Source organism: Niallia taxi (assembly GCF_004005475.1).
Taxonomy (GTDB): Bacteria; Bacillota; Bacilli; order Bacillales; family Cytobacillaceae; genus Niallia; species Niallia taxi.
This window is the reverse complement of the sequence record NZ_RZTZ01000011.1, coordinates 128,760-150,710: the sequence shown is the minus strand read 5'-3', so window position 1 is coordinate 150,710 and position 21,951 is coordinate 128,760. Positions and strand designations below refer to the sequence as shown.

22 protein-coding genes and 1 pseudogene are annotated in these 21,951 nt (G+C 38.9%); 18 read left to right on the top strand and 5 right to left on the bottom strand.

Going from position 1 to position 21,951, the window contains the following annotated elements; all coding sequences use genetic code 11:
- Nucleotides 1-185, bottom strand: a 185-nt coding sequence (locus tag EM808_RS28960) for a hypothetical protein (RefSeq protein WP_205685888.1), incomplete at its 3' end; no start/stop codon positions are given.
- Between the two features lie 453 nt (nucleotides 186-638).
- Between EM808_RS28960 and EM808_RS21375 the strand changes: the two genes are divergently transcribed.
- Both EM808_RS21375 and EM808_RS21370 read left to right on the top strand, forming a co-directional pair.
- Nucleotides 639-1,382, top strand: a complete 744-nt coding sequence (locus EM808_RS21375; protein WP_235856677.1) for an SDR family oxidoreductase — start codon at nucleotides 639-641, stop codon at nucleotides 1,380-1,382.
- A gap of 236 nt (nucleotides 1,383-1,618) precedes the next feature.
- Complete coding sequence (locus EM808_RS21370; protein ID WP_127740587.1) at nucleotides 1,619-2,284, top strand: lipoprotein; 666 nt, start codon at nucleotides 1,619-1,621, stop codon at nucleotides 2,282-2,284.
- 279 nt (nucleotides 2,285-2,563) lie between these two features.
- Here the strand turns inward: EM808_RS21370 and EM808_RS21365 are convergent, their stop codons facing one another.
- On the bottom strand, nucleotides 2,564-3,250 hold the full coding sequence (locus tag EM808_RS21365) for a hypothetical protein (RefSeq protein WP_127740585.1): 687 nt from the start codon (nucleotides 3,248-3,250) through the stop codon (nucleotides 2,564-2,566).
- Between the two features lie 406 nt (nucleotides 3,251-3,656).
- On the opposite strand from EM808_RS21365, the gene EM808_RS29230 reads away from it, so the two are divergent.
- The 6 genes and pseudogenes from EM808_RS29230 (at nucleotide 3,657) to EM808_RS21340 (ending at nucleotide 6,549) form a co-directional block, all read left to right on the top strand.
- Nucleotides 3,657-3,890: a DUF1672 domain-containing protein gene (locus EM808_RS29230; RefSeq protein ID WP_235856676.1), complete on the top strand. Its 234-nt coding sequence runs from the start codon at nucleotides 3,657-3,659 to the stop codon at nucleotides 3,888-3,890.
- A 12-nt stretch (nucleotides 3,891-3,902) separates the two neighbouring features.
- Nucleotides 3,903-4,571, top strand: a pseudogene (locus EM808_RS21360) (DUF1672 family protein); the annotation flags it as partial.
- Nucleotides 4,572-4,858: 287 nt separating this feature from the next.
- Nucleotides 4,859-5,068 (top strand): hypothetical protein, encoded by a 210-nt coding sequence (locus EM808_RS21355; RefSeq protein WP_164849740.1) that lies wholly within the window; start codon nucleotides 4,859-4,861, stop codon nucleotides 5,066-5,068.
- Nucleotides 5,069-5,086: 18 nt separating this feature from the next.
- Nucleotides 5,087-5,443, top strand: coding sequence for an Imm3 family immunity protein (locus EM808_RS21350; protein WP_127740581.1), 357 nt, complete (start codon nucleotides 5,087-5,089; stop codon nucleotides 5,441-5,443).
- Nucleotides 5,444-5,632: 189 nt separating this feature from the next.
- Nucleotides 5,633-6,190: a hypothetical protein gene (locus EM808_RS21345; RefSeq protein ID WP_127740579.1), complete on the top strand. Its 558-nt coding sequence runs from the start codon at nucleotides 5,633-5,635 to the stop codon at nucleotides 6,188-6,190.
- Nucleotides 6,191-6,372: 182 nt separating this feature from the next.
- On the top strand, nucleotides 6,373-6,549 hold the full coding sequence (locus EM808_RS21340) for a hypothetical protein (RefSeq protein WP_164849739.1): 177 nt from the start codon (nucleotides 6,373-6,375) through the stop codon (nucleotides 6,547-6,549).
- Nucleotides 6,550-6,716: 167 nt separating this feature from the next.
- On the opposite strand, the gene EM808_RS21335 is transcribed toward EM808_RS21340, so the two are convergent.
- Both EM808_RS21335 and EM808_RS21330 read right to left on the bottom strand, forming a co-directional pair.
- Nucleotides 6,717-8,201 (bottom strand): aldehyde dehydrogenase family protein, encoded by a 1,485-nt coding sequence (locus EM808_RS21335; RefSeq protein WP_127740575.1) that lies wholly within the window; start codon nucleotides 8,199-8,201, stop codon nucleotides 6,717-6,719.
- Nucleotides 8,202-8,385: 184 nt separating this feature from the next.
- The gene (locus EM808_RS21330; RefSeq protein ID WP_127740573.1) at nucleotides 8,386-9,261 is read right to left on the bottom strand and encodes a LysR family transcriptional regulator; all 876 of its coding nucleotides are present in this window, start codon (nucleotides 9,259-9,261) and stop codon (nucleotides 8,386-8,388) included.
- A 123-nt stretch (nucleotides 9,262-9,384) separates the two neighbouring features.
- Between EM808_RS21330 and EM808_RS21325 the strand changes: the two genes are divergently transcribed.
- From EM808_RS21325 to menC, 10 genes are all read left to right on the top strand, one after another.
- Nucleotides 9,385-10,296: an ACP S-malonyltransferase gene (locus EM808_RS21325; RefSeq protein WP_235856675.1), complete on the top strand. Its 912-nt coding sequence runs from the start codon at nucleotides 9,385-9,387 to the stop codon at nucleotides 10,294-10,296.
- Nucleotides 10,293-11,927 (top strand): malonate decarboxylase subunit alpha, encoded by a 1,635-nt coding sequence (gene mdcA / locus EM808_RS21320; RefSeq protein WP_412973754.1) that lies wholly within the window; start codon nucleotides 10,293-10,295, stop codon nucleotides 11,925-11,927. The genes EM808_RS21325 and mdcA overlap by 4 nt, the downstream gene beginning before the upstream one ends.
- The gene (locus EM808_RS21315; RefSeq protein WP_127740569.1) at nucleotides 11,927-12,745 is read left to right on the top strand and encodes a triphosphoribosyl-dephospho-CoA synthase; all 819 of its coding nucleotides are present in this window, start codon (nucleotides 11,927-11,929) and stop codon (nucleotides 12,743-12,745) included. The genes mdcA and EM808_RS21315 overlap by 1 nt, the downstream gene beginning before the upstream one ends.
- An 18-nt stretch (nucleotides 12,746-12,763) precedes the next feature.
- Nucleotides 12,764-13,063 (top strand): malonate decarboxylase subunit delta, encoded by a 300-nt coding sequence (locus tag EM808_RS21310; protein ID WP_127740567.1) that lies wholly within the window; start codon nucleotides 12,764-12,766, stop codon nucleotides 13,061-13,063.
- The gene (gene mdcD / locus EM808_RS21305; RefSeq protein WP_127740565.1) at nucleotides 13,053-14,726 is read left to right on the top strand and encodes a biotin-independent malonate decarboxylase subunit beta; all 1,674 of its coding nucleotides are present in this window, start codon (nucleotides 13,053-13,055) and stop codon (nucleotides 14,724-14,726) included. Before EM808_RS21310 ends, mdcD begins: the two co-directional genes overlap by 11 nt.
- Nucleotides 14,720-15,334, top strand: coding sequence for a malonate decarboxylase holo-ACP synthase (locus tag EM808_RS21300; RefSeq protein ID WP_127740563.1), 615 nt, complete (start codon nucleotides 14,720-14,722; stop codon nucleotides 15,332-15,334). Before mdcD ends, EM808_RS21300 begins: the two co-directional genes overlap by 7 nt.
- Nucleotides 15,335-16,138: 804 nt before the next feature.
- The gene (locus tag EM808_RS21295) at nucleotides 16,139-17,533 is read left to right on the top strand and encodes a M20/M25/M40 family metallo-hydrolase (protein WP_127740561.1); all 1,395 of its coding nucleotides are present in this window, start codon (nucleotides 16,139-16,141) and stop codon (nucleotides 17,531-17,533) included.
- Complete coding sequence (locus tag EM808_RS21290; protein ID WP_127740559.1) at nucleotides 17,505-18,749, top strand: MFS transporter; 1,245 nt, start codon at nucleotides 17,505-17,507, stop codon at nucleotides 18,747-18,749. Before EM808_RS21295 ends, EM808_RS21290 begins: the two co-directional genes overlap by 29 nt.
- Complete coding sequence (locus EM808_RS21285) at nucleotides 18,718-19,365, top strand: GntR family transcriptional regulator (protein WP_127740557.1); 648 nt, start codon at nucleotides 18,718-18,720, stop codon at nucleotides 19,363-19,365. The genes EM808_RS21290 and EM808_RS21285 overlap by 32 nt, the downstream gene beginning before the upstream one ends.
- Before the next feature lie 12 nt (nucleotides 19,366-19,377).
- On the top strand, nucleotides 19,378-20,502 hold the full coding sequence (gene menC, locus EM808_RS21280) for an o-succinylbenzoate synthase (RefSeq protein ID WP_127740555.1): 1,125 nt from the start codon (nucleotides 19,378-19,380) through the stop codon (nucleotides 20,500-20,502).
- 53 nt (nucleotides 20,503-20,555) lie between these two features.
- On the opposite strand, the gene EM808_RS21275 is transcribed toward menC, so the two are convergent.
- Nucleotides 20,556-21,947: an NAD-dependent succinate-semialdehyde dehydrogenase gene (locus EM808_RS21275; RefSeq protein ID WP_127740553.1), complete on the bottom strand. Its 1,392-nt coding sequence runs from the start codon at nucleotides 21,945-21,947 to the stop codon at nucleotides 20,556-20,558.
- Nucleotides 21,948-21,951 lie beyond the last annotated feature (4 nt).

Sequence of the window (21,951 nt, the reverse complement as noted above, 5' to 3'; positions counted from 1 at the left end):
TTCTGAAGAGTATGATTGAAATGTTTGCCCTTTTTTTGCCATAATAAAATCCCCTCCAAGTAGAGTGTACCATCCACAATTATTCTTGTGGGCTTTTTACACTGTCTACCTAAAGGGGATAATATCAAAATGAGTTGGGCTTCTTTTCTAATTAATTTTAACGTCTTTGGTTTTTTTCTCTCCATGTAACTTTGATGGTTTCCTTTAATAAACCAATTTTCAAAATAGAGAATTTGCCATCAAGGATGCAGATTATTGATTTAGATAAAAAAATTACTAAAAAGCTAAGTCATACAACAGAGCTTTTACTAAATTATAGCTGAATGACCGCGTCTCAGTAACTCTTCGAGATACATTATTCCCTCGTGATCCATCAAGGATTTTGGAAATACAGTTGAAATACCTCTATGAGGTTAAACTAGTGGGGTTACTGTGAATATTTTCCCCTTTATATAGACGGCTATTGGTAAGAAAAGTTTTACGTTTTTTATGAATTAAATACACTAAGTAGCTGCCGTTCGGTGGCTTATTTTATATCACGTTATTCTTATAATAAGACGTATAAAGCAGAAGACAAACGAATAATACAATACAAAGAAATAGTTCTCAGAAGGGTCGTGTTCGACGTGAGAGTATTGGTGACAGGTTCAACAGGTTATTTAGGTTCCGCCTTGCTGTTTCATCTAAAAGATACTGAATACAAGGTGAAGATAACATCTAGAAAAAGACCTCAAGATTGGCAACAGTTGGATTGGGTATATAGCGATTTGGTATCAGGAGAGGGATTGGAAGATGCTGTAAAGGATGTAGATGTCATCATTCATGCAGCAACAAGCCCAATGAAAAACATCAAAAAGGTAGAAATAGAAGGCTTAGGAAATCTGTTGAGTAAGTTACAACATATACAGCACTTTATTTACCCTTCCATCGTGGGCATCGAAGAAATACCTTGGAAATACTATCACCTGAAGTTAGAAGCCGAAGAACTGTTAAGTAAAAGTACTGTTCCTTACACAATTGCACGTGCCACGCAATTTCATGGATTTGTAGAAAATTTACTTTTATCCAAACCTTTCTTTAACAGATATGTCATTCCGGGGAGATGGAAAGTGCAAAGTGTAGACGTGCATGAATTTGCTATGCATCTAATTGATTTGGTGGATATAGGTCCCCAAGAAAGGGTGGAGGACTATGGTGGACCTGAGATAATGACAATTAGAGAGATGGCTGAAGTAAAAATTAACACGAAGAAAGAAGAGAATTTAGTATTTGATGTTTCTTTGCCAGGTAGGATATCTAAGGCTTTCGTTGAAGGGAAGAACACAAATATAAATATTCAGAAGGGGAAAGTTACCTTCGAACAGTTTCTACGTAATAAGTAGAACAAAGTGATAATACAAAGGGTAAAAGAATTTTATACTGTTTTTTTATTGCTTAGTACTGATAATTTAATTTAGCTGTTTTTTTAATAACTTTGACCTCGATACTCCCTATCTAGTCATAGGCTTATTTACACATACCATTACTAGGATTAAAGAACCAAAAAAGGAAATGAACCCCAATCACTATGTTTTATTTGGTATAATATGGTCGAATTACATATATTGGGGGACTTTAAGTGAAAAAGAAGTTAGTAACATCACTAGCATTAGCAACTTGCTTATTTCTTGCTGCATGTGGCAATGATGCAGAGATATCTTCAGCAGAAGTAGAAAAAAAGGCTGATGAGCTAAATATGACAACTACAGAAGCTGCACGATCGGAACTTACTAAAGCTGGTCAAAAGGCAGAAACAAAGGATGGCATGCTTGAGTTGTTAAAAATGAAGGCAATAAATAAAACGATTGATGTTTCACCATTAGCAGTAACAATCAAAGATATGAGACTATTTAAAATGACTAATGTTACGCAAGAGCACATAGATATTCTAAAGATTGCTTCGCAGGCTGCAAATGACATTAAAGATGAATATGTTTATGTGCAGATACGCTATGAGGTGGAAAACAAGGAAGATAAGAACATTGTTTGGGAAGGTTTAAAGCATGTGGTAACAGATAAAGGACAACAGGTTGATAGATTAGGAAATGACATTATCTACACGGAAGCTGATAGCTTGGCGCCGTTCGCAGGTAAGGTAACAAAGGAGTTTGATGATGGATTCATTTTTAAACTCGAGGAAGCGGAGGATATCTCAAAAATTAAATTTGTTTTTGCTCCTTCTATGGATGGAGAGACGTATGAAGACATAACTCCAATACAAGAAGCAGAATATTCGTTCGAATAGTAGATTTACAAAAGGGCAGGTATTGTTTCCTGCTCTTTTTTTGTAGTTTTTTTATAGCTGATTACTAAGGATTATCAACAAAAACTAGAATGCAAGTGGAAAGAGGTCTCATACAATAATGATTTTGCAGTTCAATGTGTTGAACAGAATTCCAAAATTGAACAATTAATAGTTGTTGTATGTGCATCTCATATGTCTTGTTAATAGGAAACAAAAGGGTGACTAGTTCTTTTAACTAATCACCCAATCTTTTTAAATATTATCTTTTATTAGCAAAAATCATTCTGCTGCCTTCTGAATAGTTAACGAAACAAGTGGTCCCATATCATCTGTCTCTTGAGCCATAGAAGTATAAATCAAACCATTTTCCTCAATGACAATTTGCCCGTCATCTGTAATCGTACCGTATAGACCTAATTTTTCGGTTAGTTCCAGAACCTTATTAGTTGAGATTGTAGGATCAGCAACGTCTATTAATGCGGATGCAGCAAAGAATACGCTATTACCACTCTCTACACCTTCCTCGCTTTCAAAACCAGAAGCTACTACAGTTATTATTTTGCCTGTATCTCGATCCGTATTAGCAGACAAACCAAATAACTCGGTCTCATCCAAGGTTCCAGATTTTAATAAACCATAAGCACTTTCCTTTTCTTGCTCATTTTCTATGGTACCAAGTTCCGGGCGACCAAGGCTGTTTAAATTTTGTTCCCAGCGACTTTTAAATTCATCCCAATCCAGCTCGAAGACGTTTGGCTCATTTGTACTTCCATCGTATACTTTTTCGGAATCACTAGAATTCGATTTAACGGAGTCCGCATCATGTGATGATTCACTCGCTTTTTCATCTTCTTGTTTGTTCCCGCCAGCTTCTTTCTTCTCTCCACATCCGCCAATAATCAGCATTAAAGCCAATACAGCGAAGCACCGAAGCACTATCCTTTTTTTTGTTAATAATTCTTTCATATCTGTTTCCCCCGATGTTATTAGCCATATAATGAATAGCTATTATTTGTTCTCCCATCCTTTAATACAAAGGAAGAACTTACCAAAAGTGAGTATAAACAATTATTTCCTTTTTGTCATGGGAGTTTATACCCTTTCAATTGGTTCAGGGTTTAATAATTAACGTTCAAAAATATGCTGTCAGCATTAAAAAGTGAACCATATCTATCAAGTAATCTTCCATTTTTATACTACGTTTGATTACCTTCTTATCTTTTTAAGTAAGCTAATGAGGAGCCTATTCCTGACTTTCCTCTTTTCTGCTTAAAAAGGGTGATTTTTCACCTTTTGAATTGTAAATATATAACTTTATTCGCTACAATCAATTATAGATATGGAACAGTCCTTTAGGGTGGAGATACTAACTATGGTCAAGAATATAAAAATTTTGCTCTGCAGTATTGGGTTATCAATAATGCTTGGAGGCTGTTCTGGTATGAATAATACTAAAGAAACACAAGCTGAACCTTTTAACGACAGCTTGTTGAGCGTTCAGGATTATATAGGCGAAGGTTATGCTCTTTCCTATGGAAAAGATGCCGATAAACTTGCTGAAAAGTACAAAAACCAGATAGAAGAAGCAGCTTTAAAGTTTTTTTAGGATAACTATAAAACGGATGTTTATGTACATAATGTAGTCGGTAGCAGTGAAGGGGCAACGATTTTTGTAGAATCCAAAGGGAAAGTACATTTCTATACTTATGCCGTTGTACCAATTGATGAACAAGGAAAGCAAGTGTTGACAGATAAAATTTGGGCAGAAGAATACCAGGTGGAAAATGCCATTAAAGGCGGATTATATCACATGATTTTTAATGAAGAATTCAAAAAGCTTGATAGTTACCTTGAGTCGCTTGCAGCAAAAGGGCAAGTTACTGGTAAAACAAAAGAAGCTCTCCAAAATGTTGGTGGACATGGATATATGACTCCGTATTATTTTTTAGCGCTAACAAGTAAAGAAGAGGCGATTAAACCTGTTTATGACCTTTTTATAAGCAATCCTGATGAAAGTGCAGAAAATTTGCGGAATGCCTATGATGCGAACTTGTTTAAAGCTGAAAATTTCAAAATTAATATTCAGTTATTTATGGCTGACAAGCAGGCAAAACCAAGTGAAAAAATCTTCAACCAAGTTACAAAAGAGTTAGAGGAGATGGATTCAATACCGAGTGGTACCTATAGCTTCTCGCTCAATGATAACTTTATTGATAAACAAAGTGCTGAAGGGGCTAAAGAAAACTCATTGAAACGCGGTTTTCCAGATTACATAACTAAGGAATAAAGCAGGTGAATATATGGAGACACTTAAAGGTTCACCAAATGTTAATACGAATGTAGTAACATACAATGAATTTAGTTGGACTTGCTGGCCTACATGCATATAACTATCAAATACTTAAATCGGTATGCAAGTTAATGATGCTGATTATACAGTTATTTATACCCATTAGGAAGATTCAACTGGCCTTGACTCTCCAAAAATGGCATGGCGTTAGTTATAAATTAGAGCTTACCAGGTAAGCCATTAAATGAGTCTATTGAAAATGATTTTTAAGGGTGGACAAAATGATGTCAAAAATATTTATGATTGTAGAGAAAGATAATAATGTTACAAAGTACATACCAACTGTAAGAAAGAATACATTTTTAAGCTTATTCGATATAAAGAGTAAAATAGATAATAGAGAAGCGGTATTAGGATGGGAACTATTTAAAGATGAGGACCAAGATGAAAAAGCAGAATCATTAATTAAGTCTAAAAACCAAACTAATATGTAAGTAATGGAGAGATTTTTAATGGAAGATTGGACATATAACGAGTTATTTGAAACAATTCAAGAAGTATACCAAGAATTTTTATCTCAAAATAGAGGACATAGTCATGCAATAGCAAGGTTAGCAGATGATTTTAATAACTTAGGAAAAATAGAGGATATTATTGTAGATGTTGCTATAGGAGAGATTTTAATCACCTATAATAAAGTTTTCATTGGTTACGTTGAAGGTATAACAAAGAGATTAAATATGTTTAAAGAGGCAGATGTTACAAACGAACTGACAGATGAAGAATTAGCAGACTTGACTATGAGGTTAGAGAAAGTACTAGACGGTCTTAGCAAGGCCGAGATAGATTATAACCCTTATTCTGAGTAGTTAATTGCTAACAAAGAAAATATTTAATCGATGATTACTAATATAATTAACTCACTTGATTTCTCGATTAGGGAACAGATGTTTTTATATGTGCTAGAGTTATGCAATTGAAGTACTAGATATAAAAAGAACTTCAAAAGCTCATGTTTTTATAAAGTCCTGTAAAGTAATAGAAAGTAGGTAAATATATTGGTTGACTATAAAAATCTTTATAAAAAGTACCTAAATAGGAAGCATAAACTAACCTTTACTAAAGACCAAGTAGTAGAAAGAGTAAAAAGAAAATATGAAGCTACTGAATTTCAAAAAGAAGAATTATTGGACTTAGTTAATGATGATCAGTTAGATTATAATAAAATTACGTTATGTCTTAGTATCAGCAATGCAAATGTTTTAAGCAAAGTTTTTACAGAAGAAGAAAAAGCAGATCAACAGGAACAAGTTATAGATAATATTAAGTTTCCACTCAGCAGTAAAAAAATTAAAAAAGATGAATATAGTTATAATCAAATTTTAATAGCAGAACAAGAAGGCAAAAGAATAAATATAATCCTTGAGAGTAAAGACAATAAATATATTTCTGAATTTCTTGTAAGAGGAAACAGTATGCTTATCAATCGTTACTTGAATGCAATGATAGTCGGCTCACTTTTAGAACAGGGTACTGCAGAATACGAGGCAGATTTAAATGATGATTACTTTCAATTTTATCTAGAGAATTTAGATATGTTTGGTTTATTAAAGTAGTTAGTAAACATTTGTTAGAAAAGTAAAAAATAAAGGTTAAAACTCTTGTGTAGCTCAACTTGGTGCCTCAGTTTTGTGCGGAAGAAATTTCTGTAAGTTAGCATTTTTGTACAGAAAAGATTCATTGAAAATATTTTAGTTTTTAGAAAAGGACAAGTATGAAAAATAAACCAAGATTCGTAATGAATACGATAATAATAGTTCTATATACCATTGTCTCCATCCTTGCATTAATAGTCTACGCTATTAAAGATGATTTGTCAGAGGTTTACGAAGCTTTTATTCCTCTTGCTATTACTGGATTAGCTTGTATCATATTGAATAAAATTAACACTGAGGAAGAGGAAGAAACTAAATAAAATTAGCTAGAATTTAGATTTCTGGAGTTGCATAATTAAGGGGGAGTTCCTATTCAGAGCTACTTCTTTTTCTTAATATTGTTAGAAATATCCATCGCACTTTCATCTTTCGAAAATGCAAGAAGGTACTGGAACCCAGTACCTTCCAAACATATATTATTAACATCTTAATCCAAAGAAACCCAAACACTCTTAACCTCCGTATAATTCTCCAATGCATAAGATCCCATCTCACGCCCAATACCAGACTGCTTATATCCTCCAAACGGAGAAGCTGCATCAAACGTATTATAACAATTCACCCAAACAGTTCCGGCACGGAGCTTGCTCGCAATATAATGGGCTTTGCCAACATTTTGCGTCCACACTCCTGCTGCTAAGCCATACTCACTGCTGTTAGCACGGTTAATCAACTCATCTAAATCATCATACGGCATTGCTGAAATAACCGGTCCGAAGATTTCTTCCTTCGCAATGGTCATTTCATCGCGTACATCAGCGAATATCGTAGGGGAAACGAAGTAGCCTTGCTCTTGTGGCTTAGTACCGCCAACTACAAGCTGTGCACCTTCGTTTAGGCCTTTTTCAATATAGCCAAGTACTCGATTCTGCTGTTCAACAGAAACTAGTGGTCCAATTTCTGTATCTGCATGAATACCTGCACCTTGTTGAATGTTTTTTGCATGTGATGCCATATCTGCAACGACATTATCAAAATGCTTCTTCTGAATAAACACACGGGAACCGGCACAGCAAACCTGTCCTTGGTTAAACATGACGCCGTTAAGTGCACCTGGAATAGCCTTTGATAAATCTGCATCTGGCAGGATGATGTTCGGTGATTTTCCGCCAAGCTCCAATGTAACTCGTTTCAATGTTTTAGAGGCATTTGCCATAATTAATTTACCGACTTCAGTCGATCCGGTGAAGGCGATTTTATCTACTAATGGGTGATCTACTAGCGGCTGGCCTGCTGTTTCGCCAAAGCCTGGGACGATGTTGACGACGCCTTCTGGGAAGCCGGCTTGTTGGATTAATTCTGCGAGGTAAAGGGCTGACAGTGGTGTTTGTTCGGCTGGTTTCAGGACGACGGTACAGCCTGTTGCGAGTGCAGCACCGAGCTTCCACATTGCCATTAGGAGCGGGAAGTTCCATGGAATGATTTGGCCGACTACTCCGACTGCTTCATGGCGTGTGTAGTTTAGGAATGGTCCGCTGACAGGGATTGTTTGCCCGACGATTTTTGTGGACCAGCCTGCGTAGTAGCGCATATGCTCGACTGCCAGTGGGATATCGGCATTTGTTGTTTCGCGGATTGGCTTGCCGTTATCTAATGTTTCGAGTTGTGCTAGCTCGGCACTGTTTTCTTCCATTAAATCTGCGAGTTTGTACATGAGGCGGCTTCTCTCAGATGCGCTTATTTTAGACCAAGGGCCTTCATTGAATGCTTTGCGGGCTGCTTTGACAGCACGGTCGATGTCTTCTGGGCCTGCTTCAAAAACAGTTGCTAAAACCTCTCCTGTTGCCGGGTTGTATGTATCGAAGGTTTTTTGTGAGGTGCTTTCAACAAATTCACCGTTAATAAATAGTTTTTTCTGGCCGTTAAGGAATCTTTCTACCTTTTCTTTTAGCAATCCAGATAATTGAGTCATGTAACTCCTCCTTATGATTTGTAATCGCTTACAAAAATAATGTTAACACTGTGAAAATAAGGAAACAACAATTACTTATATAAAAATTCTGATAATATTTGACAAGATTAAGCATTTCCTTGTAAGTTAACAGATAAATATCAACATATTTCAACATAATAAAAGCCATTGAAGATTGGGAGCTTCAATGACCTTGTGATTCACTAATCTGTTCTTCAAAAAAACCAACGAGAAAATCGAACAATGATTTCTCCACATTTGTAAACGAATGCCCGCTTGGATAGCATAAATAAATCGTCCGTTTGCATTCTGGTTCGCTAATATGCAGCAGCTTAAGGGGATCCTGCCTGACATTTTTCCAAAGAATAGATGGGATGAAGGATATTCCAAGTCCTTCTTGAATCAGTCCTCGTACTGTAGCTGGATCATCACTTTCGAAAATAATATCTGGCTCATAATGTACTTGTTCGAATAGTTTATTAGTTGTGTGCCGCAATGGTTTGCCACTCGTTAAGCTGATAAATTTCTCTTTCTCCAAGTCCTTGAGAGATACGGAGTCTAAATGGCTTAACGGATGAGAGATAGGAACACCAAGTAATATTTCTTCTTCCAGTAAGACGATATGCTCATTACCCTCTAATGGTTCGGAGGTAATCGCAAAATTGTAGCTAATACTTTTATTCGTGTGCTGTGTTAAATTAAAGCGTGTTTTTGGGAACTTAGTTCGAAACTGCTGGAGTAGCTTTGGTAGCAGCATCGAACCGACTGTTACATAAAGGGTAATCGTATCCATTTGCCCGTTTTTAATGTCTTTCATTTCTGACACGCCTTGATCTAGGGCGTAGAGTGATAAATTTACCCATTTTAAAAATTTTTCGCCAGCTGTGTTGAGAAAAATGTTTTTTCCTTTCCGATCAAACAGCTTTATATCCAATTCTGTCTCAAGCTTGCGGATCATTTTACTGAGAGCAGGCTGTGATATTAATAGTTCATTGGCAGCATGTGTGATATTTTCATGCTTTGCTGTTACTTGGAAGTATCTTAACTGCAGTAAATCCATATCGAAAATCTCCTTATAACCATTTGGTTATTAATAGGTGCCGAAAATATATTTTTATTTTTTATTGAAACACATTAAAATAAAGATTGTAAAGAATTGTATAAACTTTTAGGAGCGAAAAGCATGAAAATTGTCTTTACCTTTCCAGGGCAAGGTGCACAAATTCCTGGAATGCTGAGTGATGTGCCAGACTATGTGAATCATGCCAAAAAGAATATTAGATTTAATTTAAGAGATGATGAGGACGCTTTTCAATCGACTTTCTGGGTGCAGTTGGCTTTGTTTGTGAAAGGAGTAGCAGCAGCAAGAGAGTTAATGAAGCAGGGAATTCAGCCTCAGTTTGTGGCAGGACATTCGATTGGTGCATTTGCGGCGGCTGTTATTGCGGATGTATTGACTTTTGACGATGCTATTAAACTAGTATATCAGCGAGCGAAGCTTATTGAGGAAGCATATCCAGACGGTTATGGAATGGGTGTTATCAGCGGTCTTACTGAGCGAGAGGTGAAAAAGGCAGTTGAGCTTTCGCATACAGAAGCATTGCCGGTGTATCTGTCTAATATTAACGACGAACAGCAAATTGCTGTGTCTGGATCAGTTGAAGGTATTCATACAGCTTTCCAACATGCCCAAAAGCTCGGCGCCAGAAAAACAACAATTCTTAAAGTAGCAATCCCATCACACTGCCCATTAATGGCTGATGTTTCACAAGAGCTGCTGGAGTTAGTAGGAACGTTCACCTTAAATAATCCGAAAATTCCTTATTTAGCAAATCACACTGGAAGGATTTTAAGACAAAAAGACAAAATTGCTGAAGACTTAGCTTTAAATGTTGCATATCCTGTGCGCTGGCACGATATGGCTGAGATATGTGTAGAGTCGGGCGCGGATACTTTTGTAGAAATGCCGCCTGGTAATGTTTTAACAAACCTTGTTAAGCAAGCACATGGAACAACAAAGCAAATCGCTGCCGGTGAGGTCGGTCTTGAAGCAACACGATACTTGATTAATAAATGGAAGGAGCAAGCAGAGTGAATAAATGGACGCAAAAGCGTGATAAAAAACGAGCTAAATTAGAAAAAGCAAGCCGCTTGCTGAACGGAAAATTTGTAAACACATCGCGGATTGTGGAATTAATGGAGCTGCTGATTGAACCAGGCTCGAAGGTAGTGTTAGAAGGGGATAATCAAAAGCAAGCATCCTTCCTTTCTAAAAAACTATTAGAAGTAGATCCTTCTAAGGTAAATGAACTGCATATGATTATGTCGAGCATTTCAATGCCTGAACATTTAGATATTTTTGACTACGGAATTGCCTCGAAAATTGATTTTTCCTATTCTGGTTCGCAAAGCCTGCGTGTTGCGCAAATGATTGAGGATGGCACGTTGAAGCTAGGCGATATACATACATACTTAGAGTTGTTTGGACGATTGTTTATCGATTTAATCCCAGATGTCGTATTAGTTGCGGCAGATAAAGCAGATCGAGACGGAAACTTATATACAGGCAATAACACAGAAGAGACACCGACGATTGTAGAAGCGGCTGCTTTTAAAGACGGAATTGTCATTGTACAGGTCAATGATATTGTCGATGAATTGCCTCGTGTTGATATACCAGGTTCATGGGTCGATGTGGTTGTTAAAGCTGATAAGCCATATGTTATTGAAGCACTGTTTACACGTGATCCGCAAAATATTACCGAATTACAAGTGTTGATGGGTATGATGGCAATTAAAGGGGTGTATGGAAAGCATCAGGTGCAATCCTTAAATCATGGAATTGGCTTTAATACAGCCGCTATCGAGCTATTGCTGCCAACATACGGGGAACAGCTCGGCTTAAAAGGAAAGATTGCTAGAAACTGGGCATTAAATCCTCATCCAACATTAATACCGGCAATTGAAAGCGGCTGGGTCGAGAGTATTCACAGCTTCGGCAGTGAAGTCGGCATGGAGAAGTATATTGCGGCAAGACCTGATATATTTTTCGTCGGTAAAGACGGATCGATGCGCTCCAATCGTGCATTATGCCAAGTAGCGGGCCAATTTGCGGTTGATATGTTTATCGGTTCCACACTGCAAATGGACGCTCAAGCAAACTCTTCAACTGTAACCGCAGGACGGTTAGCAGGTTTTGGCGGTGCACCAAATATGGGGCATGATCCACGCGGACGCCGTCATGCAACACCAGCATGGCTTGATATGATTGAAAAACCGCATGAGCTTGCGAAGGGCCGAAAGCTTGTTGTGCAAATGGTCGAAACATTTGGTGCAAATAAAAAGCCTGTGTTTGTTGATTCTTTAGATGCGATACAAGTAAAAACACAATCAGGTCTTGCGGTTACACCAACGATGATTTACGGCGATGATGTGACACATGTAATTACGGAAGAAGGCATCGCTTATCTTTATAAGTCTGATAGCTTAGAAGAACGGAAAAAAGCCCTTGCTGCAATCGCCGGTGTAACGCCTTTAGGAATGGAAAGCAAAGAAAAGGACGTTAGAGTTCTAAGAGACCAAGGCATTGTCGCCTATCCAGAGGATCTCGGCATTGCCAGACAGCAAGCTAAACGCTCCCTGCTTGCCGCACAGTCTGTTAGTGATCTAGTAGATTGGTCAGAGGGTCTTTACGTGCCACCTGCGAAATTCCGGAGCTGGTCTTAATGCTAATAGCTGCAAAACTTGAGGAGGTATTGGCTGCAAAAGCAGTAAAAGCGTTAATTGATGAAGCGATACTGACACCTAAGCCAGGTTTAGTTGATGCAGACAATAGTGGCGCACATGCTGATATGTCTCTTGAACACATGCTGACATCAGCATATGCATTAGAAGAGACTTTCAGAGAGATTGCCAGTATTTCTTATCTCCATCCTGTCAATCAAGAGCTGCGTGAGAAAATAGCTGCAATTGGAAGGCAAGGGGAGCAGACTATGCTTTCCGCTACAAATGGGGTTAATACGCATAAAGGTGCGATTTGGGCATTAGGGTTATTGGTTAGTGCAAAGGCAACGAATCCAGAGGAGCAAAATCCTATAAAGATATTAGAAACGGCAGGAAGAATTGCATCCTATCAAGATCGCTACAGACCAACGAGCTACACCCACGGACAGGCTGTAAAAAAGAAGTATCCTGTTATGGGTGCGGAGGAAGAAGCACAGCTTGGCTTTCCCCATATTCGTCATGCATCCTTGCCTGCATTGATAAATGCTCGAACTCTAGGGAAGACGGAGGATGCTGCCCGAATTGATGCCCTCTTATCCTTAATGGCAACGGTTGACGATACATGTATTTTGCACCGTGGAGATTGGGCTGATTTAGTAGAAATAAAAAGCATGGCAAACGAGTTTTTAGAATATGGGGGATTTGCTACAGAACCGGGCAGAGACATTTTTCAATACTTGTCTGCGTACTGCAAATCCAAACGGCTTTCCCCTGGAGGAAGTGCTGATTTATTGGCAGCGACAATGTTCTTAGTCAGTTAATTACGGAGGTGTTCAAGAATGGAAAAACTACAGTTTCAATTTGAAACTTCTAAACCGATTCAATCCGCCACACATATTGGTGTTGTCGGGTCAGGGGATTTGGAAATTATTATCGAGCCGGTTGAGGGAACTTCAACCGAAGTTAGTGTACTTACAGGCAGTGATGGCTTTGGCGAGGTTTGGGGAAATGTATTAGAACGTTTTTTCAATCGCTATCCTATCACCGCAAATATTACAATACATGATTTTGGTGCAACACCAGGTGTGGTCCAGTTAAGGCTTAACCAAGCATTGGAGGTGCTCAGAATTGAGGAATAGTTTAGTAGAATTGAATGGACGTGAGCGGGCAAAAGCGTTATTGGATAAAGACACTTACCGTGAATTGCTGGGACCACTCGATAAAATGCAGTCACCGCACCTAGAGCCACAAGGAATCGTTCCGCAAAGCGACGATGGGGTTATAATTGCGCGCGGACAAATCAATCAGAAAAATGTTGTCGTTATTTCGTTAGAAGGTTCGTTTCAAGGCGGCGGTATTGGTGAGGTCAGCGGTGCGAAAATTGCTGGAGCACTAGAACTGGCTTTGGAAGATAATAAACAAGGCAACGCTGTTTATCCTATCATATTATTTGATACTGGCGGTGTGCGCCTTCAGGAAGCGAATTACGGGCTATTATCGATTTCTGAAATAGCGAATCAAATTGTTGCATTACGTCATTATGTCCCTGTAGTTGGTTTGGTTCCAGGTCGAGTCGGTGCATTCGGTGGCATGTCGATTGTCGCTGAACTTTGCACAACATTGCTTGCCACAAATAAAGCCCGCTTAGGACTGAATGGACCAGAGGTAATTGAGCAAGAGGCTGGTGTTATGGAATTTGATTCAAGTGACAAGGCATTGATTTGGAATACAATTGGCGCAAAACAACGTGTTAGAACGGGATTGCTTGATCAAGTAATAGAAGATGACATTGAGTCGATAGTGGAGGCAATCGAGGTCGCGCTATCAGAAGGAAAAAGACCTGCCAAAACAGAACAGGTTGACTTCCATCTTTCATTACTTAAAGGAATCGATTCTTCTGCAGAATGGAGTCCTGAAAAGTATGCAGATTACTTTAAACAGCATCAAGCGGAAAAGCAGACAGTCCCAATGGTGGAAGACGGGAATGCAGACATTTCGCAATCAAGAGGCTATAAATGGTTCGCTGAACTGACTGGCATCACACATCCGACAAGTACAACACCATCTGTATTAGCGGCTGATGTAGCCAAAAATGGCCAATTGGCTCGCTATATTGCGATTGTTCCAGATGCTAATAATCATTTTCCTCGAGCTCGCAATGGGGAAGTAGGACTGCTTGAAGGCTGGACTGCAGCACAAATTGTCCGCGATGTAATTAGTCAAGATGCTGATAAAGAAGTCAAACGCCCAATTATCGCCGTAATTGATGTGCCAAGCCAAGCATATGGCTACAAAGAGGAACTGGTTGGCATCAGCTTAGCACTTGCCGCAAGTGCAGATGCGTATGCAACAGCAAGGCAAAAGGGTCACCCCGTTATCGGGCTTATTTGCGGCAATGCCATTTCCGGCGCCTTTTTAGCACATGGCTTGCAGTCCAATCGTCTCATTGCATTAGACGATGACAAGATAAACATTCAAGCAATGTCAAAAGCATCAGCCGCGAGAATAACAAAGCGCACGATCGAACAATTAGAGGAAGCAACAAAGTCTGTTCCATCTATGGCGTATGATGTTCACAGCTATCATTCATTAGGACCGCTGTATAAATTACTTACCAATATTAACGCCGATTCACCAACAGAACATGATATAAAAACAGTAGAGCAAACATTGCTTAAGGCAATTGCGAGCACAAAGGATGCAGCGACTGATTTAAGCTTTCGCTTGCAAACAGACGAAGCAATAAATGGTGGCCGTGCAGCAACACTGAAGGTTCGTGAAATGCTGAGACAGCAATGGTAATTCAGCCACATGACTTAATAAAAGTCTCAGATCTATCACTGCTGGAATGGAAGGAAGACAACGAATGGGTCACTGCCTCATTAAGGAGTGCCCCATTCGTTGTCGTACGCAGAGCAGAACAAACTAGTGATTTCATTCCTGTAGGTATACGAGGGGAGCAACGTAATCAGCGGCAAACAGCGATATTACATCGCAATGGAATCGAAGAGATTATAACACCATACATGCTGGCAGAACAAAAAAGCTGGAATTCGCTTAACGCACAAAGACGAGAACTGCCTGTTTTAAAAAGCATCGATAAAGTGGCAGAAATCATGGGTGACTGGCAATGGGGCCCAACAGGCAGCGCAGGCTTCGAAATAGCAACTGGATACCCAGCATTAAAAGCCACAAGCGACCTTGATATCGTCGTATATGCACCACATCCGATTAATAGGAACGAGGCAGTAGAGGTACTGGAGAAATTAGATAGCTTACCAATCCGCTCAGATATCCAAATAGAAACAAATAATGGCGCATTTTTACTGCGAGAATGGATAAATAAACGAATAGATTCAATGATTTTACGCACCCAAGAAGGTCCTGAATTAGTTTATACCCCTTGGTAATAGGGGAGGTCTAATGGAAACTAATTATAAATAAGTGGGGAAATACTTTTCTCTTTAAGCTGTCTACAAACTTATTGTAATTTAGGTTTGCGGGCAGTCTATTTTATTTTTATAGATTATGACTCAAACGCTATATTTACTTTTCACGGAAAGGGCACCGATTTTACTCCCATTAATTCGGAAATAGTTGCTTTTTTAGTAACATTTTAAAGCTGGTTTTTTTGTAAAAATTAAACTAAGGAATGTTATAAAATTAGGGTTATATGAGTCGCACAGTCATATATAGTAAGAATTTGTGATGAGGAGGAGAAGTGGGTTTTCAACTGGAAGGAATGCTTTTAAGAAATGTAGAAAAAGTTAAATGTTAAGACATTGACCAAACGGGACTTAAGTTGTTTATTCTGATGATTTGGAAGACATTACAGCAAATAGATAGGATACCAATTCGCACAGATAAACAAGTCGAAATGAGAAACGAGGAGCATGGATTAACCAACGAATAATAAATTTTACGTATCCAAATAAGTGCAAAATTAATTAAAAAAACTAAGCAATAAAGAAAAACCAATTTTGCCACACAAAAAGGGAGGAAACCAATATTCCACCTTTTCTTATATACCAATCATAAGTTTCATAGTTTCTATCCCACAATAATAAAACAACTATCTTATCTCAATAAAGCATCATATCCAAATAAATCTAATATAAATAATTTTCTGAAAATATATTGACTTCTTTTATCCAAGGTAGTAACTTATTGATTAGAAATTGTCGACAATCGACAATGGTGAAGGAGGTTTTAGTGTGGCAGCTACTAATATTCAAGAATTCGTTGATTCTAACAGAACGAAGAATATAGATGAACTTATCGCACTTGTTAAACAAAAGAGTATTAGCTCCAGCGGTGAAGGGATGCAGGAAACAGTAGAAAAGGTGTCTGCGTTACTAGAAGACATTCAAGCTAAAACGCAGGTCATTCAAACTGCTGGTCATCCGATTGTGTTTGGGGAAATTAAAGGGCAGCAGGAATTTACCGTCTTATTGTATGGTCATTACGATGTGATGGCACCAGATCCTGTTGATGCATGGGTTAGCCCGCCATTTGAGCCAAACGTAAGAGATGGCCGCTTGTATGGCCGTGGTGTTGGTGATAATAAAGGGCAGTTAATGGCGCAATTGCTTGGGATCAAGGCTTATTTAGAAATACATAAACAGCTTCCTTTTCATGTGAAATTTGTGTTTGAAGGAGAGGAAGAGCAAGGCAGTGCAAACCTTGGAAGCTTTGTTGAACAGCATAAGGATGATTTATTAAAATCAGATTTAGCGATTTCCATCGACGGCTCCTGTCATGAAAGCGGCGCACCTGTGCTTCGTCTTGGTGTTCGCGGAATGTTATATGTAGAGCTTGAGGCAGTTTCTGCAAGCCAGGATAATCATTCCGGCAACACTGGCAATATTATTAAAAATCCTGCTTGGAAGCTAGTAGAATTATTGTCACAAATGCAAGGTAATGACGGCAAGGTGGCAATTAAAGACTTCTATAAAGGCGTACAAGCACCGAATGAACAAGAAAAAGCGATATTACATCAGATTCCGTATGATAGTGAAACATTAGCAGCTAAGATCGGGTTACCTAACCTGACACTCTCCCAAGAAGAATACTTCACAAAATTAATGTATGAACCAACCTTAAACATCTCAGGTATTAACAGTGGTTATGTTGATGCAGGCGCAAAAACGGTTATTCCATCAAAAGCATTGCTGAAGTTAGACATGCGCCTTGTCGGCAAGCAAAATCCTGATGAAATCTATCAAAATATCGAAAAAATGATTGAACCAATTGAAGGCGTTTCTGTTATAAAAATGGTTTCCACTCCTCCGTCTAGTACAAATATTGATTCCATTTTTGTTAAGCCAGTATTGGCAGCACTTGAACAAGGCTTCGGAACAGATCCTATATTAGAGCCGGTTATGCCGGGAACATTGCCAAACTATGTGTGGACAGACATTTTAAATGTTCCTGTTCTTATTGTTCCTTATGCTAACTTTGATCAAGCGAATCATGCGCCGAATGAGAATCTAAAGCTTGTTAATTTTGAAAGTGGTATTAAATCTACTTATCATATTATCTCGGAAATTTCTAAAATTATAGAGGGCGGAGTGAAGCAAAATGAGTACGTTAAAGGGAGTTCGATCTAAATATTTTGTATTTACATTGGTGTACATTGGCTATTGTATCTGTTATATCGACAGGGCCGCCATTTCACTTGCTTTAACGTACATAGGGGCTGAATTCAGCCTTGATGCAACACAGCTTGGCTTAGTTGTCAGTGTTTTCTTCTTCAGTTATGCCCTAATGCAAATACCAGGCGGATGGTTAGCTGATAGGTTCGGCTCCAATATTGTCGCTCTTATCGCCATCCTTTTATGGTCGATCTTCACTGCGATGACTGGGATGGCTTGGTCATTAGTATCCTTATTGTTTATCCGTATACTTTTCGGTATTGGTGAAGGTGCCTATCCAACAGCTAGCTTGAAGGCCGTGTCTGAAGTATTTCCACAGTCTCAGCGACCAAAAGCTGTTACGGGTATGCTGTCTTCTAACTATGTCGGCAGTGCCATTGCACCATTGATCATTGCACCGCTAATTTTAGCTGTTGGCTGGAGAAGCACGTTTTATATTATTGGTGTTATCGGTATCGTTTTCGCTGTGTTCTACTTCTTCTGGCTTCGTCCAATGAAGCAAACTACAGCTGCAGTCCAAGCAAAAACGAAAAGCTCTATCAGCTATAAAGAGCTATTAAAAAGCACAATCATTTGGCAATTAGTTATCATTTGCTTCGGTGTAAGTATTGTTAATAAGGGCTTAGATTCATGGATGCCAACTTATTTATTAAATGTCCGTGGTGTTGACTTAAAAGCAATTTCTATTCTAGTGCCGCTCCCATTCATTGCCGCAGGACTTGGCGCAGCTTTGAGCGGGTGGCTGATGATGAAGTTCTTCCAGCAAAAAGAAAAATACTTGCTAAGTATTGTCTCTATCTTAACTGCAGTACTTATTTACGGAATGTACTCATCAAAAACATTAACTTCCGTAATCATTTTCCAAATACTCGTGTATTTCTTTAAATCAATTGCATTTGGCTCAATCTTTGCGTTATTAGCGAGCTTCATTTTACCAGATAAGTTTGGCTCCGCTTCTGGGATTGTTAACTTCGGCGGACAAATCGCCGGCTTTGTGGCACCGCTTGCGATTGGATTCTTGATTGATTTATTTAATGGTTCATACAATGCAGCGTTTATTTTCTTGATTGCTGCTGTGGCCCTCTCCTTTATCGTTTCATTAACTTTACGTGCTGTACCAAAAAGAAAGGAAGAAGAGGATGTTACTGCAAACCCAACAATTGCCCAATGAGATCTTTCATTATATGGTCAATCAAATTATAAATGGTGAATTGCCACAGGGCAGTCGGATTCGTGAAAGTGATTATGCGGAGAAATTCTCTGTCAGCCGTTCACCTGTAAGAGAAGCACTGTACCGGTTGGAGCAGGAAGGAATTGCTGTGAAGGTGCCGCGAAAAGGCAGCTTTGTTAAGGAATTCTCAGCGCAGGACGTGTACGATATTTTCGAAATTAGAAACAATATCGAACAAATGGCAATTCGCCGCTTAAACCAAGGTGATATATCTGATTATTCATTCAATTCACTTCAAGAGGAATTGAAGCAAATGAAAACAGTGAAAAATCAAGTAGACTATACACTGATGAATTTTAACTTTCACTATCACATGATTTGTTTAACGAACAGTGATGTGCTGAAGGAGTTCTACTTGAAATTAAAATATCCTTTGTTAATGTTCCAAAACCTCAACTTCACATTTGAAAATCGCATCCATCTCTCTATAACGGAGCATAAGAAGATGCTTGATTTGATACAACAAGCTAAGTTTGAAGAGCTGCAGGACATCCTGCTGACTCACAACAACCGTGTATTAACTAACTTAAAAGAATATTTGAAAAAACAATCTTAAGGAGTGTTTACCATGAAAATTGATAAAATTGTTCTAAGAAAAGTTGATATTCCATTGAAAGCACCATTTGAAACAAGCTTTGCGGCAATGACGGCAAAAAAATGCATCATTGTTGAGATTCATGGCGAAGGTAAAGTAGGTTATGGTGAGTGTTCTGCATTTGAATACCCATTATACAATGAAGAGTTCGTTAATGGCTGTTGGGCTGCATTACAGGATTGCTTAATTCCATTATTGCTAAAAGCAGGCGATATTGCTCATCCTGACGAAACAAGCACGATCTTCGAGCATATCCGTAAAAACAACTTAGCAAAATCATCAATCAACTGTGCACTATGGGATCTGTATGCAAAAATCGAAAACAAGCCTGTTTACCAGCTTCTTGGCGGAACGAAAACACAAGTAGAAACAGGCGTCAGCATTGGTATCCAAAAGGACGCTGCAACAATGGTTAAAGTTGTGCAAGGCTATTTAGATGAAGGCTACAGACGAGTTAAAATCAAAATCAAACCAGGTAAAGATGTTGAAATCATGAAAGCTGTTCGCGAGCAATTCAGCGACATAATGCTAATGGCAGATGCTAACTCTGCTTACACATTAGATGATATCGAAGTATTCAAAGAGCTGGATAAATTAGATTTAATCATGATCGAACAGCCACTTGACCATGATGACATCGTAGACCATGCAACACTACAAGCCCAAATCAACACAAAAATCTGTCTAGATGAAAGCATCAATACAGTCGAAGATGCACGTAAAGCGATTGAGCTAGGAAGCTGTGGCATCATCAACATTAAAGTAGGCCGTGTCGGCGGTTTAACAGAAGCGAAAAAAATCCAGGCACTTTGTGAGAGCCACGGAATTCCAGTATGGTGTGGCGGCATGGTAGATTCAGGGATTGCGCGTGCACATAACGTCGCAGTTGCTACGCTATCAGGTTTCACATTGCCAAATGATATTGCAGCATCATCCCGCTATTACAACCAAGATATCATTAAACCAGAAATCGAGCTAAACGGCACATTTGTGGATGTACCACAACAAGCAGGTATTGGCTATGATATCGATGATCAAGCACTTGATCAATTTACGGTTGAGAAGAAAGTGGTAGTTAACGAGAGTGTAGCTGTATAAAAATGATAAAAGGCTTGAGCTATCCAATAGCTCAAGCCTTTTATCATAATTACTTACAAATTGCCAATGGATAAATACTTTGTCTCTAAATACGGTTCCATTCCTTCCACGCCGCCTTCACGGCCAATCCCGCTTTCCTTCATGCCTCCAAACGGAATATGAGCTCCAGATGGTGCACCATCATTCCAGCCAACAATCCCAAAATCAAGATTTTCGCTCAAATAGATGCCTGTTTTATAGTTATTTGTAAAGAAGTAAGCAGCTAAACCATAAGGTGTGCCATTCGCGATTTTGACTGCTTCCTCCAAAGAATTAAACGTAATAATTGGTGCAACTGGTCCAAATGTTTCCTCCTGCATAATGGTCATATCAAGGCTTACGTTTGTTAATACAGTTGGATGAACAAAGTAATAACCGTATTCTGTATTTGCGGTATAATGATTTCCTGCAAGAGCGACTGCCCCTTTAGCAAGGGCATCATTGATTTGCTTGACTATTTTGTTATAGCCTTTTTCGTTAATGATGGGTCCTATCTGTGTAGCTTCATCAAGGCCATTACCAACCTTTAATTTATTGACTGCTTCTGCAAGCTTTGTTGAGAAAGCCTCGGCAATACTTTCATGAACAATAATTCTGTTCGCACATACACATGTTTGACCGGCATTGCGGAATTTTGTCAGCATTGTCTGCTGCACAGCAAATTCGAGATCTGCATCCTCAGCAACAATGAGTGGGGCATGGCCGCCTAATTCCATCGTCATATGTTTGACAGTATCAGCACTGTTTTTCATTAGCTGCTTCCCAACAGGTGTCGACCCTGTAAACGTAATTTTACGGATATACTCACTGCTAGTAAACAATTCACCAATTTCAGGCCCATCACCATTTACATATTGAATGACATCAACAGGAATACCAGCTTCGTGTGCAAGCTCGATTAACCTCATCGTTGTTAACGGTGTCTCGGGAGCTGGTTTGACAATAAATGGACAGCCTGCAGCCAATGCTGGTGCAGCTTTTCTCGTCATCATCGCCGCAGGGAAGTTCCATGGTGTTATGGCAGCAACTAAGCCGATTGGCTGTTTTGTTACAACAATCCTTTTTGTTTCAGAGGTTGCAGGTACCGTTCTTCCGTAAATGCGTTTTGCTTCCTCTGCATACCAGTCAATATAGCTTGTTGCATAATCGACTTCTCCGAGTGATTCTGCCAAAGGCTTGCCGTTTTCTAATGTCATAACTTCAGCTATTTCTGCTTTATGCGTTTGTATGATTTGTGCCCAATTTTTTAGCAAACGGGAGCGCTCGTGAGCATGGATTCCTGCCCATTTTTTAAAGCTTTCATGGCCGTTTTTAATGGCTTGTTTAATTTCCTCCTTTGTATTAATAGGAATCGCTTGAATAACTTGACCTGTCGCCGGATTTTTTACTTCTATTAGATTAGTCATCTAT